Below are 16489 nucleotides of genomic sequence, written 5' to 3'. Positions count from 1 at the left end.
AAGGATTAACAATAAATTTATTAAGGATAATAATCATAATTTTATTAACGGGAATAAACATCGATTTATTAATGGGGATAATAATAATTTTATCTTTTACAATTGGGTAGGAGTTATTAAATCTATGGAGGTAGCACTATCCTTGATTGAACCATCTAATAGAAGGATAACAAAATAGGATTTTAAAGAAAAGTTCTATTTCAATATTTTTGATGAGAAAGTAATAATCTATAATAATTTTCATTCATTTAGATACCAGAAAGATGGTTAAAGAAAGGTATAACCTTGAGCATAAAGTATGACTTTGAGCACCTATTATAAAGCATTTAAGGTAAGAACTCTTCAAATTCGAGTATGCGTTTAATAAACACAATTTCCGAAATATGTAAATTTCTTTATTGTCTTTATTGAAAACAAATTATTTGAAATAGGCTTATGTTTTTATATATTTAGGGAATACCCATAATGGTAGGTACAAAGAAAAGAGTACAGACATTTTAAAGAGTGTAGGAAGAAAGGGTAATGTTATTTTTAGGAATAAAGGAGATAAAGGAACTGCCTAGCGGTAATAAAAAGACTTAAAAGATGAAGTAATTAATCCGATAGTTAGATAGACAATTCAAATAAACAATGCCGTATTAAGCAGGATATAACAATTTTTTGAAAAACCATATTAAGCCATTTAAAAATTACCGTTAAAAAGCCAGCAAAAATCAACTTTCTTATTTATTTTAGAGACAAGATTTCGGGGTAAAATTTAATAAAAAAAGCCTTTTATCAAATACTATCACCATTTTGAAAACCTTTTTTCTTACACTAATTTGGCGACAAATTTAGAGATCTTTTACCGATTTATATAAATATTAAAGAGGTTTTTAAGCCCAAAGAACTTATTTATAAACTCTGTGGAAAAAATTCTTCTTTTTCAAAATTGTTATTAGAAATAAGTAAATAAATAGCCAAAGATTAATGATAAAATAGTAATCAAAGCAAGATAAATAATTAACACTTTAAAACCAAATTCTTTTCTAATAACTAATATTGTTCCGTAACTTGTTATTGGTCCAACCATTAATAGAACCATACCAGCACCAATATTTAAACCTTGGTGTAAAAAGGCAGCAACCAAAGGAACTGAAGCCGTAGCACAAATATACATTAATAAACCAAAAATAATAGCAAAAAGATAACCATAAGGACCACTCAGATATTTCTTAATTAATAATCCAATTGGCGTAATGGTAGCAACAACGGCTGCCAAAATTATTCCGATTATTAATTCCAAACCAATCTCTTTTGGTAAATCAATAAAACTATATGTTAAAATTGAAATAATTTTCTTTTTAAAACCTTTTTGGTGATGCATATGAAAAAGATGGAAAGATGCCTCTTCGCACATTGGACAGATATCACTTTCATCATTTATTTCATTTTCTACTTTTAAAAGATTGCCAATAATTCCAATAATAATTCCCATAAGAATAACAACTAAACATAAATAGATTGTGAATTTTAATCCCAGAAGTTTATAGGTTATTAAAATTGCCGAAATAGAGGTTGCTGGTGTTGTTACCAAAAAGGCTAAAATTGAACCCAAAGGCATTCCTTTTTTCTTAAAGCCCACCGCTACCGGTAAAGAACCAAAACAACATAAAGGTAAGATAATCCCTAAAAGAGATACCCTTAATAAACTCCAAATATCCTTTTTCCCAAGATATTTGTTTACTATGTTTTGGGGAACAAATTCATGGATAATTCCGCTCAATAAGAAACCTAACAAAACCGAAGGGATAATTTCTAAACCATATTGCTTCAAATTAAATAAAAATATTGAAATCATATAATCCTTCCATCTTTTAGGTTTATTTTTCTAATATTAAACTTACTTATCAATTCCCAATTATGGGTAACGACAACTAAAGTATAACCTTCTTTTGAGAGATTTTCAAAGATTTTAAAAATATTAAAAGCATTCTCCGAATCTAAATTTCCGGTAGGTTCATCAGCAAAAATCACTAATGGTTCAATAACTAATGCTCGGGCAATTGCTACCCTCTGCTGTTCACCGCCACTTAATTGAGAAGGACGGTGTTTTAGTCGATGAGTTAAAGAAAGTTTTTCAATAATTTCATAAATTTTTTCTTTATTAATTTTCTTCTTATTAAAATAAAAAGGTAAAACAATATTCTCATAAACTGTTAAATTAGAGAAAAGAAGAAAAGTTTGAAAGATAAAACCAATATATTTGCTTCTAATTTTTTGCAATTCTTTTTCTTCCAGTAAAGAGATATCTTTATTTAAAAATATTATTTTACCGCTTGTCGGTTTATCGAAACCGCTTAATAAATTTAATAGGGTTGTCTTTCCGGAACCAGAAGGTCCTAAAATACTAACAAATTCTCCCCTTTTTATTGTTAAATCAATATCTTTTAATGCCCAAACCTTTTCTTCTCCCCTCAGATAAATTTTGTTTAATTTTTCTGTTTTCAAAATAATTTCATTATTCATCGCTACTCCTGATTGTTTCCATTGGCCGCAGATTGATTGCCTTAAAAATCGGATAGATACTTGCCAGAATAGCAATTGTTAAAGAATAAAGAAAAATAGTAGTAGCAATTTTCCAATCAAAATTAAATTCAATCTTTTTAGGTGAATGGATAATAATTCCTTTGATAAAGGTTTCAATAAACTTATTTCCGCTAATAGTTAAAACTATTCCTAAAAGAGCACCAAGAATTATTAATATTAAGGTTTCTAAAAAAAGTAATTTTATTATATCCCAGTTGTTAGCACCAATCACTTTTAACAAACCAATTTCTCTTCTCCTCTCAAATACCGAAATTAACATTGTATTAATTACTCCTAAACTACTAATAAATAATGCCAAAATAATAATTGTAAAAATTAAAGAATTGGCTTGACCAATAAGGTTTAAAATGGTTCCCAAAACTTGTGTCATAGTAACAATTTGTAAATCAGGTATTTCTTCTAATTTTCTTATTACTTCATCAACCTTTTCTAAATCTTTCACTTTAATACCAATTGCAGTTATTTGTTTTTCTTTATTAAATATCCTTTGAACCTCTTTCAATGGTAGAAAATAAAAACCGTCATCTTGCCCACCGGTATATTCCAAAATGCCAACAACTTGATAAACTTTATCAATCTTTTTAAAATAGACCTCATCGCCCACAGTTAGTTTTTCTTGGAAAGCAATATCGCTACCAATAACTATTTTGTCATTTTCGTTATTTTCAAAGAACCTTCCTTTAACTTTCCAATATTTTTTCACTTTTTGATAACTTTCAATATCAATGCCATAAATAATACTTATTCGGTCATCTTCTACTAATTGAGCAAGAAAAATTGGCGTAGCAATTTCTACCTCCGGTATCTTTTTAACAATTTCTAAATCTTCTTCTTTTAAATATTTAGGAATTATACCTCCATGAACGATTAGCGAAGCAGCTTCGTAAGGACAACCTTTGGGCACCGCTAACATATGAACACCAAGTAAATCAAGTTCTTTAACTAAAGAATTCTTATACCCCTGGTTAAAAGTTAGCAAAGAAAAAAGTAGAAAGATAGCAATGGCAATACCAAAAATTGTGAGCAAAGTCCTTATTTTCCTTCTTAAAAGATTTTTAATAATTAAAATAAACATATTATTTAAATTTTAAACCCTTGCCGATAATTAGTGGCTCACCATTTTTTATTTCCACTTTACCATAGACAATTACTTCTTTACCAATCCTTTGGGGGATAGCAAAATGAGAAGGCGCCAAATCTACATAGATTTGACCAGTTTCATCTTTAATAAAAAACCAACAACCACTACCACATTCAGCAACAATCTTACCAGTTATTAAAATATCCTTATTTTGATATTCCTTTGGTGAATTAAGAATCTCTTTAATCAAAATGGGTGAAAGATTTTTGGGTATTTCTTTTCCGTATTTATCTTTTACTTTACAAGAGAATAATAAAGTAATAATTAAAGGTATTAATTTTTTCATTTTTCCTCCTTTAAAATTTGATAAACAATTAACATCTTTTTTACCGAAAAGGCGATCGCCTTTGATGCCTTTTCCGCTCCTTTTATTGGTTTAATTGTTTTATTTATTTCAATGGTGTCTTGGAAACTTTTGCCAGTAAACTGATTTAAAAAATTTTCGCTTCTCAATTCTTTACTTTTTATCTCCCGATCCCTTTGGATTAAAACTTTTTGAACTCTATTTAAAGTATCCAAACCAATAACTACTTCAATTGCTCCGTATTGCCCTTTTTCGGTATGGGTAAGAACTGTGCCAATTCTTTTTTTACCCAGAAAAATTTGATAAAAAGTGAATTCTGTCTCATCGGGATCTAATTCCTTATTAATAAATTTCTCAATTTTTTCTTTTTCTTTCTTATCATATCTTCTAATAATACTTTTATAACCGGTTGCTTTAGGAAAAATTTTTTTAATATCCTTATCCGGATTACGCCAAATACAGACTCCAGCAAAGATAATCTCGGTTATCAATAGAGATAGAAATAGTTTTTTCATATTTTAAAATTTCCTTGGATTATTGGTTTAAATTCTTTTTTGAATAGATAATTAATTCCTAATTTTAACTCTAAAAATCGCCAATCTTTTGCTAATTCTAAATTGAGATTATTTTCTTTTTCCCAATATTTATAACCAAATTTTGTTTCTAATTCCCAAAAAGGAATAAAAGTTAAAACAAAAAATATCCCTTTCTTTTTGGTAAAAGAATAGACAAATTCACTTTTTAAATCAAAAAGGAGATAGATAAGGTTGATATCAAAGGCAGTAAATTTTTCTTTCTCCTTTAAAAAAGTGAAGCCAAATTTGCTTTTTTCTTTATCTAAACCTAACCTTAAAGTAAAAACGAGATTTTTAAATTCCCAATCGGAAAAGGAATAATTAAAATCAAAAAGAAAATCCTTTAGATAACCAAAGAAAGAAACACCAATATTTTTCTTATAACCCAAAACATTTTCATACAAAGGTTGGAAGATAAGAAAATGAGTGTCATAATATTTCAAAAGAGAAAAGGGGATATCAAATCGGCCAATTTTTAAATTTAAATTTCCCATTGGACTTTTTAAGTAAAAATATTCATCGCCGTAATGTTGCCAAAAATGATCATTAAAATGAGAAGTGAAGGGAATTTGAAAAAAGATTAGTAGTCGGTCATAATCCTCACCAAAAACAAATCGGAAATCAATCTCTGAACCGTGGAGAATAAATTTTTTATCGTAACGCCAAGTAAAATAGCCATCAATTTTATAAGAAAAATTAAACAATAAAAATAACAAATTAATCATAAATATCTTAATATCTCTTTGATTATTGAAATTATCTCCCGGGGATTTTCTCCTAATATAACAAACAAAGGCTCTTTTCCTAAACCAGCCGTCTCGTAAAATATCTGAGGAATTTCCTTGTATCTTTTGTAAAGATAGGCAATTTTCCAAGGCATAGACTTTTTATCTTTTAACTTAAATCTTTCTGGTTCTTTTTTGCGATCAATCATACCAATTTTTATTTTTCTTTCTTTCGCAACTTTTTTAATTATCTTTAGTATCTTTCTATCAAATTTAAAATTAATTGCGGAAAAATATTTTTTATTATATTTTCTTACTTCTATGAGTAGCCGGGCAAGATGGTCAGAAGCACCAAATTTTATTTTTCCTGCCGGATAAGGCTTATTATTAACAACTGTTATTCTACCATCAACACCAGCAATATCTTTTATTTCTTTCATATTTTCTTTACCATAAACAAAATTTGTCCGCACTTCCGGAATTAAATAAATAAATCTCTTTTCTTTCTTTAGTTCCTTAACCGCTTTTTCTAATTCTTTTATTATTTTCATAAAACACTAAAATAGGCATCCCAAAAGGGATCCACTTTTACTGGTCGAAGTTCCTCTTCTTTACCATCCTTTTTTATAAAAACTCTTTTTCTTTCAATAACTTCGCCAATCTCCCAGGCAGAAATTCCGTTTTCTTTAAGCTCTTTTATCAAATCTGCTGTCTTTTCTGGGGGAAGAGTAATAATTAATGTTCCTTCACTTATTGAGATTAATGGGTTAATTTTAAAATAATCACAGATGACCTTCACTTCTTCTAAAATTGGAATTTTCTCTTCATAAATTATTACACCTACCTTACTGGCTTCGGCAATTTCGTACACTCCATTCAAAAGTCCGCCTTCAGTTGCATCGTGCATCGCATTGGCATATTTTCTGGCAATTAAAGCATCTTTCACAACAGTCATCTCCCAGATTAGTTTCTTTGCTTTTTCAATCAATTCTTTATTAATAACCTGTTTTAATTTATCTTCGGCTTGATATGCCAAAATTCCTGCTGCTTCAATTGCTGGTCCTTTAGTAATTACTATTTTATCACCAATCTGAGCATTATTGGGAGGTGTTAATTCTTCCTTCTTACCAAACCCCCATACTGTGCAACCGCCATTTAAAGGATAACTAATTCCTGGATAAACACCAGTGTGACCACCAACAATTGCGATCCCTAATTTTTCACATTCTAAGGAAATTTGTCTCCAAAATTCCTCTAAGGTTTTTATATCGGTTCCGGGAGGCAAAAGAAGTGATATTGTTAAATATTCTGGCTTCACACCTAAAACCGCAACATCACTGGCACAGATATGAACGATAAGAAAACCAAAGAAAGGCATTATTACCGGCATACCAAACGTTGGGTCGCAAGCAACTACCATTACTTTTTCTTCATCAATTTCAATTACTCCCGCATCAACTCCGTGCATTGGTTTAATAAGAACCTTTTGGTTAAATTTCCCCAAGTGAGGAAAAATAATTCTGTCAAAAACTTCTTTATCAATTTTGCCAATTTTGGGCAACATAATTATCTCCCTTTTAATAAATCTTTCAATGTTAAAGTGCTAAGTATTTTCTTCCAATTTTCACTCAACAATCGCCATAACCTCCTTGCCTCACAATATTTTGACCTTTTACAGATTTGGGGATTTAAAACACAATCAACTAAAGATACTTCACCATCCAAAGCCTTAAAGATCGCCAATAATTTAATCTCCTTTGGTTTTGAAGCAAGTAAATACCCTCCCTCCTTTCCTCTCACACTCCTTACCAAACCAGCTTTTAAAAGAAGATTAATAATCTTTTCGGCATACTTAATTGGTATTTTCTGCTTTTTAGCAATTAACTTTAAGGATAACGGCTCTTTTTGATAATTCTTACCCATCTGAATCATCAATCTTAATCCATAACGTAAAACGGTCGTTACTTTCATTTCCTACTATTTCTATCTGAATAATTATAATTAAAAATCAAAAAAAGTCAATAGATTATAGTAAATATGCTAAAATATGATTGCCAGCTGTTGCTCTTGTTAAAAATTGCTGATGGTTGCCATTGGTAGGTGGTGTTCTTTTTGGATGTCTATCCTTTATGAAAGGCATTTCTTATCTTAATATTCCTATTAATCTGAGTAACCAGGTCTTCACACATTTACCGAGTTTAATTGACTTTTAAATATTTCTTTATAAAATATAGATAAATGATTGAATTTGATAATGTTTCGAAAACCTATCAAAATAAATGGCCCGCATTAGTTAATGTTTCTTTTAAAGTCGAAAAAGGAGAGTTTGTCTTTATTACCGGTCCTACTGGTGCCGGAAAAACAACTATTTTAAAATTGATTTATGCCGAAGAATTGCCCACCACTGGGAAAGTAATTGTTAATAACAAAAATATTTCTTTGATCAAGAAAAAGGAACTTCCCTTTTATCGACGAAATATTGGAATTATCTTTCAGGATTTTAAACTGCTTTATGATCGAACAGTTTATGAAAATTTAGAATTTGTTCTAAAAGCAATTGACATTAAAGGAGACGAGATAAGAGAAAAAATTATTAGAACCCTAACCCGTTTGGGATTAGCCCATAAAAAAGACTGTTATCCTTATCAGTTATCAGGTGGTGAACAGCAAAAAGTAGCAATTGCCCGAGCATTGGTAAAAGATCCGGAGATAATCTTGGCCGATGAACCCACTGGTAATATTGATGAAGAAGCGAGTAAAGAAATCATCAACATTTTTAAGGAGATAAATTTGATGGGAACAACCGTAATTATGGCTACTCATCATTCAGAACTACCCCAACTATTAAAGAAAAGAAGATTACACATCATCTCCGGAAGAATTGCCTATGATTAGTTTTATTTTTAAAGAAAGTTTAAGAGGAATTAAGAAAAAACCCTTGCCCTTTTTTCTATCTACTTTTGCTTTTGGTCTCTGTCTTTTGATTATTTTAATATTTTTTCTTTTAACTTATAATCTTTTTCTTTCTTTAAAAATTGCCTATGATAAGATTGAGATTTATGCTTTCTTGGATGAAAAAGTTTCTTTTTCCACAATAAAGGATAAAATCAATTTAATCGATGGAGTGGAAGAAGTAAAATATATTTCTAAGGATGAAGCCTTGAAAATTTTAAAGGAAGAATTGAAAGAAGAAGCCAGTTTTTTAGATGCTTTGGAAAGAAATCCTTTACCACCTTCTTTAAGAATAAGAATTTCTCCTAAGGCTAAACAAGTAGCCGAGATTAAAAGAATTGAAGATAAGTTAAAATTAATTCCTGGAATAAAAGATGTTTGGGCAGGAGAAGAATTAGTTAGTCGATTAGTGAGAGTGTTAAATAATATTATTTATATTGATATTGGCATTTTGATCGTTGTTGCCATTTCCGTAATTTTTATCATTTTTCAAAATATTGAACAGAGTCTTTTTATTCGCCAGAGGGAAATTGAAATTATGCAATTAGTGGGAGCAAAAGATTATTTTATTAAAGCACCTTTTTATTTGGAAGGTATTTTAGAAGGTATTTTGGGAGGGATCTTTTCGTTTATTCTTCTATTTATTATTTATCAAATAATGAGTTTAAGTGTAATGACTTTTAATTTTCCAACGCTCCTTATATTAATTTTTGCTGTTCTTTTTGGTGCTTTTCTTGGCGGCATTGGTGCTAATCTTGCTTTAAATCGAATTTTAAAATGAAAAAATTAAAATTTTTCTCATTATTATCTTTATTTTTAATTCTTTTCGCCCAAGAAGGAGCCACCCAGGAAGAGATCGAAAAGAATAAGCAGGAACTTTTAGAAATTAGAAAAAAGTTAAAACAGGTTGAAGAGCGATTAGAAAATCTAAAGAAAGAGGAAAAAGGAATCTTAAAGATGATTGAAACGATCGATGAAAAAACTAATTTGACTCGAAAATTAATTAACCAATTTATTACCACTATTAAAAATTATGAAAATTTAATTAACGAATTAGAAAAAGAAATCAAAACTACTGAAGCAAAAATTAACGAAAAAGAAAAAGATATTGACAAATTAGTTATTCTTTTATACAAAATTAAAACTCGGTTACCTTTAGAAATTTATTTCTCCAATAAATCTTTACCAGAAATTTATGCTAAATTGATAAATCTCAATTACATCGCTAAAGAAAACCAAAATCAAATTTACGAGTTGGCCAATTTAAAAAAGAAATTAGAAAAAGATAAAAGAGAATTGTTAATGGCTTACGAAGAAATAAAAACTTTGAAAGAAGAAAAAGAGAACGAAGAGAAAAAATTAAAAGAACGAAAAGAAGAACAAAGAAGACTTTTAAACAAAATTCGTAGCGAAAAGGGTGAACAAGAGAAATTACAACAGGAATTAAAAGAAGCAGAAAAACGATTGAGCGATTTAATTGCTGAATTAGAAAGAAAAAGAATAAAAAGAAAGTTACCTCCTGGTGCCCATTATTTAGAGAAAGAAAAAAACAATCTTCCTTGGCCAGTGAAAGGTAAAATTATCAGTTATTTTGGCAGCCTTTCTCATCCCAAATATCAAACAAAAATCAAAAATCAAGGAATTGATATTCAAACTGAATTTGGCACCAAAGTGATCGCCATTGCTCCTGGTAGGATTGTTTATGCTGATCGATTTCGGGGATATGGTAATATGGTGATTATTGATCATGGCGAAGGTTATTACACCGTCTATTCCAACCTCTCGGAAATAGCAGTGCGAGTAGGCCAAGAAGTGAAAGCCCAAGAGGCAATTGGACTTTCCTCGGAATACCTTCATTTTGAATTAAGAAAAGAAGGACAACCAGTAAATCCTTTAGAATGGTTAAGCCGGTAAATAATTTCCAAAAAATAATTGGCCATAAGGAAAATATTGAATTTTTAAAAAAATTAAAAGAGAAACCTTTTTGTCGTTCCTTAATTTTTTATGGGAAAAGAGGCATTGGTAAGAGGACTGTGGCATTGGTTTTTGCTCAGTATCTTAATTGTCTCAATCCGAAAGTTGCTCCCTGTGGTGAATGTTTCCATTGTCAGGCGATTGAAAATTTAGAATATCCTTATTTAGATATTTTCTTTCCGGGATTAGCAAATATCAAAGAAATAAAAGACGATGAAAAATACGAAGAAATGCTTGATTTGAGAAATCAATACCGTCTTTTTGAAATGAAACCAGCAATCTCTAAAAAAGATACCATCTCTATCGATTTAATAAAAGAGATTAAAGAAAGAATAAAAGTAAAAGCCGATAGTTATCGGATTTATATTATTTTGGAAGCCGAAAGAATGACTCAAGAAGCCAGCAATGCCTTTTTGAAAACCTTAGAAGAACCGCCGGAAAAAGTGTTTTTTATTTTAACAACTTCCCAACTTCATAAATTACCTACCACCATCCTTTCGCGTTGTTATCTTATAAAATTTTTTCCGTTATCAATAAAAGAGATTGAAAAATACCTTCTCGGAAAATCCTATCCGCCGGAAGTTGCCAAAAAAGCCAGTTTATTTAGTTTTGGCAGTTTGAGAACCGCAATTGAATTGGCAAATCGAGGAGATAAGATATTTCCTGAAGAAATAATAAAATTTGCTGAGATCAAAAAAGAGAGTGGCTATTTTCTTTTCAAAACCCTTTATGAAAAATATTGCGAATTGGATTACGACGAAATTGTTAATTTTATAAAGGATTTAATTTTTCTTTATCGTGGCCTTCTATATCAAAAATTGGGTTATCTTAATCTGTGGGAAGTAGAACCAAGATTAAAATATTTAGCCGAAAGAAAAACTTATGAAGAAATTGTCAATGTTCTTCATAAATTAAACCAAATTTATGAAGAATGTGAGTATAATTTAAACAAAAGGCTTCTTCTATTTCATCTTTATTCTTCATTATTTTGAAAAGAGCATTACTTATTAATCCGTGGATTTATGATTTCAAGGCCTATGATTTCTTTTTAAAACCTTTAGGTCTTTTATATCTGGCAAGTTATTTAAGAGAAAACAATTTTGAAGTTGATCTTATCGATTGTCTCGACCGTAACCATCCGTTAATCTTAAAGAACTTTAAAATAAAAAAAGATAAATACGGAAGAGGAAAATTTCCTTATACTTTTATTGAAAAACCAGAGATTTATAAAAATGTGAAAAGAAGATATAAAAGATATGGCATGCCACTCAACCTTTTTTACGAAATATTGGAAAATTTAAAACAACCTGATTATATTTTTATTACTTCGGTGATGACCTATTGGTATTTGGGAACTTTTGAAATGATAAAGATTCTTAAAGAAAGATTTAAAAAACCAATTATTCTGGGAGGGATTTATCCCACTCTTTATTACGAACATGCTAAAAAATATTCCCATGCCGATATTGTAGTTAAAGGTAGATTTGAAGAGGAACTTCCTAAATATTTTGATAATTTAAAAAGAAAAGATTTTTTTTCGCTTCCCTATCCCGCTTATGATTTATACAAAAAACTTGATTACGTTTGTATTTTAACTTCTATTGGCTGTCTTTATAATTGCCCCTATTGTGCTGTAAAATATTTGATAAATAGTTACCAAATAAGAAAGGCTGAAAATGTTTTAGAAGAAATAAAGTATTATAAAAGAAGGGAAATAAAGAATATTGTTTTTTATGATGATGCCCTTCTTTTAAATCCGGAATTTAAGAGATTATTGAAATTAATTATTGAAGAGAGATTAGAACTTAATTTTCATACTCCTAATGGACTTCACCCTCGTTATTTAGATGAAGAAACTTGCCATTTAATGAAAAAAGCAAATTTTAAAACTATTTATTTAAGTTTAGAAACCACTGATTTTTCATTACAAATGAAATTAGGTAATAAAGTAAAAACTGAAGAATTTTTAAAGGCTTACCATAATCTAATAAATGCTGGTTTTTTACCAAATGAAATAGAAGTCTATTTATTAATTGGTTTACCAAATCAAAGCATTGAATCAATAAGAAAAAGTATTGAATTCTTATTGCCTTTAAAGGTAAAAATTCATTTAGCCGAATATTCACCCATTCCCTATACCAAGTTTGCCGAAAATCTTTCTTTTATTAACGAACCTCTTTTGACTAATAATGCTATCTTTCCTTGTCTCAACGAAAAGGAAAGAGAAGAGATAGAGGAATTAAAATCGTGGTTTCACCAAGTGAGTAATAAAGTTTAAAAAACAATTTGATTTTAAAAAAAATATTTGTAAAATATTTAAAAAAATATTTTAAAAATTAAAAGGAGGAAAATTATGGCGCAAGCAAAAGAGATATATTACCCACCGAAAGAACTTGTGGAAAACAGCAATATTAAAAAATTTATGGATAAACACGGAATTAAAACTTTAGAAGAACTCTTAGAGAAATCTCAAAAGAATATCGAATGGTGGTGGGAAGAAAACGCCAAAGAACTCGAATGGTTTTCTCCTTGGAAAAAGGTTTTGGAATGGAACTTACCTTTTGCCAAATGGTTTGTTGACGGAAAAATAAATATTGTCCATAATGCCCTTGACCGGCATATTAAGACTTATCGAAAAAATAAGGTTGCTTATATCTTTGAGGGTGAACCGGGTGAAGTGGAATACTGGTCCTATTACAAACTTTACAAAGAAGTAAATAAATTGGCAAATGCCTTAAAGAAATTGGGAATAAAAAAAGGTGACCGAGTAACCATTTATTTACCAATGATTCCTCAATTACCAATTGCCATGCTTGCCTGCGCCAAGATTGGTGCTATCCATTCAGTTGTCTTCTCGGGTTTCTCTTCCCAAGCATTAAAAGATAGAATTATTGATGCTGAAGCAAAGGTATTAATTACGGCTGATGGCGGTTATCGGCGTGGTAAGATTGTACCTTTAAAAGCAAATTCTGACGAAGCATTAAAAGAATGTCCAACTGTTGAAAAAGTTATTGTCTATAAGAGAACCGGCGAAAATGTGCCAATGAAAGAAGGTAGAGATTTATGGTGGCATGAGATTACCGAAAAAGAGAGCGATTATTGTGAAACAGAAATAATGGATTCTGAGGATATCTTATATATCCTTTATACTTCGGGAACAACAGGTAAACCCAAAGGAGTTGTCCATGTTCATGGCGGTTACGCAGTGGGAACATACACCACTTTAAAATATGTGTTTGATATAAAAGATGAAGATATCTGGTGGTGTGCGGCAGATATTGGTTGGGTTACTGGTCATAGTTATATTGTTTATGCGCCATTAATGCTTGGTGCTACTTCTATTTTATATGAAGGAGCACCTGATTATCCTGATCCAGGTAGATGGTGGAAAATAATTGAAAGAGAAGGTGTAACTATTTTGTATACCTCACCAACTGCAATCAGAATGCATATGAGATATGGTGAAGAGTGGGCAAATAAATATAATTTATCAACTTTAAGACTACTTGGTTCTGTTGGTGAACCAATTAATCCGGAAGCCTGGCGATGGTATTACAAACATATTGGTAAAGAAAGATGTCCAATAATGGATACCTGGTGGCAGACAGAGACTGGTTCTTTTATTGTTTCGCCCTTACCAATTACACCATTAAAACCTGGTTCCGCGACAAAACCTTTGCCTGGGTTTAATGCTGATGTTTATACTTCTGATGGTAAAAAAATAAAACCTAATGAAAACGGTTTGGCAGTGATTACTTCTCCTTGGCCATCAATGTTAAGAACCTTATATAAAGATCCAGAAAGATATAAACAGGTTTATTGGTCAAGATTTCCTAATGTCTATCTCACCGGTGATTCTTGCACGATTGACGAAGATGGTTATTTCTGGTTTAGAGGAAGGGCTGATGAAGTGTTAAATGTTGCCGGTCATAGATTAGGAACTGCTGAAATAGAGAGTGCCTTAGTTGCCCATCCAGCAGTTGCGGAAGCAGCAGTTATCGGTATTCCCCACGAAGTAAAAGGTGATGTTCCAAAGGCATTTGTTGTTTTAAAAGTTGGATACCAACCTTCTGAAGAATTGAAAAATGAATTAAAAGAATGGGTTGCCAAAGAGATTGGACCGATTGCTCGACCAGAAGATATTGAATTTCGTGATAAACTACCAAAGACAAGAAGTGGCAAAATAATGAGAAGACTGTTAAAAGCCGAGGCTCTCGGCTTGCCGATTGGCGATATCTCTACTTTAGAAGAATAATTAGAAAAATAAAGATAAGTTAATAAATTACGGGCTTTTCGGAGGAATATCTAATGTTTAAAAATCGCTGGTTTATAATGATTGGCGCCATTTTAATTCAATTATGTTTAGGCGCCATCTATGCCTGGAGTGTATTTAGAAAACCATTACAAGGTGCGCCCCTAAATCTTACACCAACCCAAGCAACATTACCATTTGCCTTTGTTCTGATATTTTTTGCCTTAGCAACAATAGTTGGTGGTAGATGGCAGGATAAAAAAGGACCAAGAGTTGTTGCGATAACTGGTGGCATACTTCTCGGCTTAGGACTTATCTTATCAGGGCTCACCAAGTCTTTCTTGGGAATTTTACTATCTTATGGTATACTTTCAGGTATTGGTATTGGTTTCGCTTATGTCTGTCCAATTTCAGTCGGTGTCAAATGGTTTCCGGATATGCGGGGATTAATCACCGGAATTTCTGTTGCCGGCTTTGGTGCTGGTGCCTTAATCGTTGCACCCATTGCCCGTAGTCTAATTGATACTATCAATGTCTTTAATACCTTTATTGTATTAGGAATAGTCTTTCTAATTTTAGTAATAATTGGTGCTTTGATTTTAAGAAATCCACCAGAAGGCTATAAACCCGAAGGTTGGACTCCGCCACCAACTTCCCAAGCAACTACTTATAGTTACTCTCCTTTGGAGATGCTTAGCACCTATCAATTCTATTTAATTTGGCTTATTTACTTCTTTGGTTGTGCTACTGGTCTAATGATAATTGGTCAGACCTCACCAATTGGTCAAGATTTAGCAAAATTAACAAAAGAGACCGCTGCCTTTGCTGTTAGTCTTCTTGCCATTTTTAATGCCTTTGGCAGAATCTTTTGGGGAAAAATTTCTGACTGGATTGGCAGAATGAAAGCCCTCTTCTTAATTTTTCTGATTTGTGGAATTGCTGTTTTTCTATACACAATAATTCCTTCTCTTCCTTTTTATTATTGGCTTGGTGTCTCTTTAGTGGGCTTATGTTTTGGTGGTTATTTAGCGGTCTTTCCGGCAGTTACTGCTGATTTCTACGGAACAAAAAATGTCGGAATGAATTATGGACTTGTTTTTACTGCTTATGGAGTTGGTGGACTTCTTGGTAATATCTTTGCTCCGCAAGTTTTAGAAAGGACAAAAAGTTATAATTTAGCCTTTATTGTTGCTGGAATTTTATGTATTTTAGGAGCAATAATCACCTTTTTTATTAAACAACCAAAAAGAAAGGAGTAAAAGATGAAAAAAGTTAAGAAGAAAGCAAAAAGAGAGGTTAGAAAGAGAACCGTAAAGAAAATTGTAAAAAAAGCAAAAGAAAAGGTTTTAACAAAAGAAGAATTAATTGAAAAAGCAAAGAAACCAGGCGAAGATGCCTTAAAACTTCATCCCTTTTATAAAGGAAAAGTGAAAATTACTGCTAAATGTGCGATAAGAAGTTTTGATGATTTTGCTATTTGGTACACACCAGGAGTTGCCGAGCCTTGTAAAGATATCTTTAGAAATCCGGAAAAGGTTTGGGAACATACCAATCGAGGGAATCTTATTGCTGTTTTAACTGATGGTACAAGAGTTTTAGGACTTGGTGATATTGGACCGGAGGCATCTTTGCCAGTAATGGAAGGAAAGGCATTACTTTTCAAATATCTTGGTGGTGTAGATGCTGTGCCAATTGCAGTAGGAACGAAGGATCCTGATAAATTCATTGAAGTTGCCAAATTACTGGAGCCCTCTTTTGGTGGTTATAATTTAGAAGATATCGCCCAACCAAAATGTTTTTATATCTTAGATACTTTAAGGAAGGAACTTAATATTCCTGTTTGGCATGACGACCAGCAAGGAACTGCTGCTGTAACCTTAGCAGGATTAATCAATGCTTTAAAAATTGTTGGTAAAGATGTTAAAAAAGTTCGGATAGGAATGATTGGTGCTGGTGCTGCTGGTACTGCTTGTTTAA

At 31.2% G+C, this 16489-nt stretch carries 17 protein-coding genes; 8 read left to right on the top strand and 9 right to left on the bottom strand.

The genetic code is table 11. From position 1 onward, the window contains the following. Positions 1–937 precede the first annotated feature (937 nt). The 9 genes from ABIK75_06515 to ABIK75_06475 are packed head-to-tail and all read right to left on the bottom strand — an operon-like array spanning position 938 to position 7305. Positions 938–1840, bottom strand: coding sequence for a permease (locus ABIK75_06515; protein ID MEO0090735.1), 903 nt, complete (start codon positions 1838–1840; stop codon positions 938–940). Beyond that, positions 1837–2508 carry an ABC transporter ATP-binding protein gene (locus tag ABIK75_06510; GenBank protein MEO0090734.1) on the bottom strand — a complete coding sequence of 224 codons (672 nt, stop codon included), beginning with the start codon at positions 2506–2508 and terminating at the stop codon, positions 1837–1839. The genes ABIK75_06515 and ABIK75_06510 overlap by 4 nt, the downstream gene beginning before the upstream one ends. Continuing rightward, positions 2501–3664 (bottom strand): ABC transporter permease, encoded by a 1164-nt coding sequence (locus tag ABIK75_06505; GenBank protein MEO0090733.1) that lies wholly within the window; start codon positions 3662–3664, stop codon positions 2501–2503. The genes ABIK75_06510 and ABIK75_06505 overlap by 8 nt, the downstream gene beginning before the upstream one ends. A gap of 1 nt (position 3665) precedes the next feature. Then, a complete protein-coding gene (locus ABIK75_06500; protein MEO0090732.1) occupies positions 3666–4016 on the bottom strand; it encodes a hypothetical protein in 351 nt (116 codons plus the stop codon). Then, positions 4013–4549: a hypothetical protein gene (locus ABIK75_06495; GenBank protein ID MEO0090731.1), complete on the bottom strand. Its 537-nt coding sequence runs from the start codon at positions 4547–4549 to the stop codon at positions 4013–4015. Before ABIK75_06495 ends, ABIK75_06500 begins: the two co-directional genes overlap by 4 nt. Beyond that, complete coding sequence (locus tag ABIK75_06490) at positions 4546–5334, bottom strand: hypothetical protein (GenBank protein ID MEO0090730.1); 789 nt, start codon at positions 5332–5334, stop codon at positions 4546–4548. Before ABIK75_06490 ends, ABIK75_06495 begins: the two co-directional genes overlap by 4 nt. Further along, positions 5331–5885 (bottom strand): thiamine-phosphate synthase family protein, encoded by a 555-nt coding sequence (locus ABIK75_06485; protein ID MEO0090729.1) that lies wholly within the window; start codon positions 5883–5885, stop codon positions 5331–5333. Before ABIK75_06485 ends, ABIK75_06490 begins: the two co-directional genes overlap by 4 nt. Beyond that, positions 5882–6898: an AIR synthase family protein gene (locus ABIK75_06480; GenBank protein MEO0090728.1), complete on the bottom strand. Its 1017-nt coding sequence runs from the start codon at positions 6896–6898 to the stop codon at positions 5882–5884. The genes ABIK75_06485 and ABIK75_06480 overlap by 4 nt, the downstream gene beginning before the upstream one ends. Before the next feature lie 2 nt (positions 6899–6900). After that, complete coding sequence (locus ABIK75_06475) at positions 6901–7305, bottom strand: Rrf2 family transcriptional regulator (GenBank protein MEO0090727.1); 405 nt, start codon at positions 7303–7305, stop codon at positions 6901–6903. 267 nt (positions 7306–7572) lie between these two features. Here ABIK75_06475 and ftsE point away from each other — a divergent pair, with 267 nt between their 5' ends. From ftsE to ABIK75_06435, 8 genes are all read left to right on the top strand, one after another. Further along, entirely contained in the window at positions 7573–8229 is a 657-nt protein-coding gene (ftsE, locus tag ABIK75_06470; GenBank protein ID MEO0090726.1) for a cell division ATP-binding protein FtsE, read from the top strand. Next, positions 8222–9067: a permease-like cell division protein FtsX gene (locus tag ABIK75_06465; protein ID MEO0090725.1), complete on the top strand. Its 846-nt coding sequence runs from the start codon at positions 8222–8224 to the stop codon at positions 9065–9067. Before ftsE ends, ABIK75_06465 begins: the two co-directional genes overlap by 8 nt. Further along, a complete protein-coding gene (locus ABIK75_06460; protein ID MEO0090724.1) occupies positions 9064–10200 on the top strand; it encodes a peptidoglycan DD-metalloendopeptidase family protein in 1137 nt (378 codons plus the stop codon). The genes ABIK75_06465 and ABIK75_06460 overlap by 4 nt, the downstream gene beginning before the upstream one ends. After that, on the top strand, positions 10185–11252 hold the full coding sequence (locus ABIK75_06455; protein MEO0090723.1) for a hypothetical protein: 1068 nt from the start codon (positions 10185–10187) through the stop codon (positions 11250–11252). The genes ABIK75_06460 and ABIK75_06455 overlap by 16 nt, the downstream gene beginning before the upstream one ends. Then, on the top strand, positions 11249–12538 hold the full coding sequence (locus ABIK75_06450) for a B12-binding domain-containing radical SAM protein (GenBank protein MEO0090722.1): 1290 nt from the start codon (positions 11249–11251) through the stop codon (positions 12536–12538). Before ABIK75_06455 ends, ABIK75_06450 begins: the two co-directional genes overlap by 4 nt. A gap of 75 nt (positions 12539–12613) precedes the next feature. Further along, the gene (acs, locus tag ABIK75_06445) at positions 12614–14515 is read left to right on the top strand and encodes an acetate--CoA ligase (protein MEO0090721.1); all 1902 of its coding nucleotides are present in this window, start codon (positions 12614–12616) and stop codon (positions 14513–14515) included. A 53-nt stretch (positions 14516–14568) separates the two neighbouring features. Then, entirely contained in the window at positions 14569–15771 is a 1203-nt protein-coding gene (locus ABIK75_06440; GenBank protein ID MEO0090720.1) for an OFA family MFS transporter, read from the top strand. 3 nt (positions 15772–15774) lie between these two features. Beyond that, on the top strand, positions 15775–16489 hold a 715-nt coding region (locus tag ABIK75_06435), incomplete at its 3' end, for a malic enzyme-like NAD(P)-binding protein (GenBank protein ID MEO0090719.1).

The sequence above is a fragment of the candidate division WOR-3 bacterium genome (genome assembly GCA_039801725.1).
Classification (GTDB): Bacteria; Hydrothermota; Tepidihabitantia; order Tepidihabitantales; family DTDR01; genus DTDR01.
This window is presented reverse-complemented; position numbering and strand designations above follow the sequence as displayed.

Bases quoted from the DNA above. Each gene is read 5' to 3' on its own strand.
- ABIK75_06440 (MEO0090720.1), top strand. From the start codon at position 14,569: ATGTTTAAAAATCGCTGGTTTATAATGATTGGCGCCATTTTAATTCAA.
- ABIK75_06490 (MEO0090730.1), bottom strand. From the start codon at position 5,334: ATGATTAATTTGTTATTTTTATTGTTTAATTTTTCTTATAAAATTGAT.
- ABIK75_06495 (MEO0090731.1), bottom strand. From the start codon at position 4,549: ATGAAAAAACTATTTCTATCTCTATTGATAACCGAGATTATCTTTGCT.
- acs (MEO0090721.1), top strand. From the start codon at position 12,614: ATGGCGCAAGCAAAAGAGATATATTACCCACCGAAAGAACTTGTGGAA.
- ABIK75_06465 (MEO0090725.1), top strand. From the start codon at position 8,222: ATGATTAGTTTTATTTTTAAAGAAAGTTTAAGAGGAATTAAGAAAAAA.
- ABIK75_06455 (MEO0090723.1), top strand. From the start codon at position 10,185: ATGGTTAAGCCGGTAAATAATTTCCAAAAAATAATTGGCCATAAGGAA.
- ABIK75_06505 (MEO0090733.1), bottom strand. From the start codon at position 3,664: ATGTTTATTTTAATTATTAAAAATCTTTTAAGAAGGAAAATAAGGACT.
- ABIK75_06460 (MEO0090724.1), top strand. From the start codon at position 9,064: ATGAAAAAATTAAAATTTTTCTCATTATTATCTTTATTTTTAATTCTT.
- ABIK75_06475 (MEO0090727.1), bottom strand. From the start codon at position 7,305: ATGAAAGTAACGACCGTTTTACGTTATGGATTAAGATTGATGATTCAG.
- ftsE (MEO0090726.1), top strand. From the start codon at position 7,573: ATGATTGAATTTGATAATGTTTCGAAAACCTATCAAAATAAATGGCCC.
- ABIK75_06500 (MEO0090732.1), bottom strand. From the start codon at position 4,016: ATGAAAAAATTAATACCTTTAATTATTACTTTATTATTCTCTTGTAAA.
- ABIK75_06515 (MEO0090735.1), bottom strand. From the start codon at position 1,840: ATGATTTCAATATTTTTATTTAATTTGAAGCAATATGGTTTAGAAATT.
- ABIK75_06485 (MEO0090729.1), bottom strand. From the start codon at position 5,885: ATGAAAATAATAAAAGAATTAGAAAAAGCGGTTAAGGAACTAAAGAAA.
- ABIK75_06480 (MEO0090728.1), bottom strand. From the start codon at position 6,898: ATGTTGCCCAAAATTGGCAAAATTGATAAAGAAGTTTTTGACAGAATT.
- ABIK75_06510 (MEO0090734.1), bottom strand. From the start codon at position 2,508: ATGAATAATGAAATTATTTTGAAAACAGAAAAATTAAACAAAATTTAT.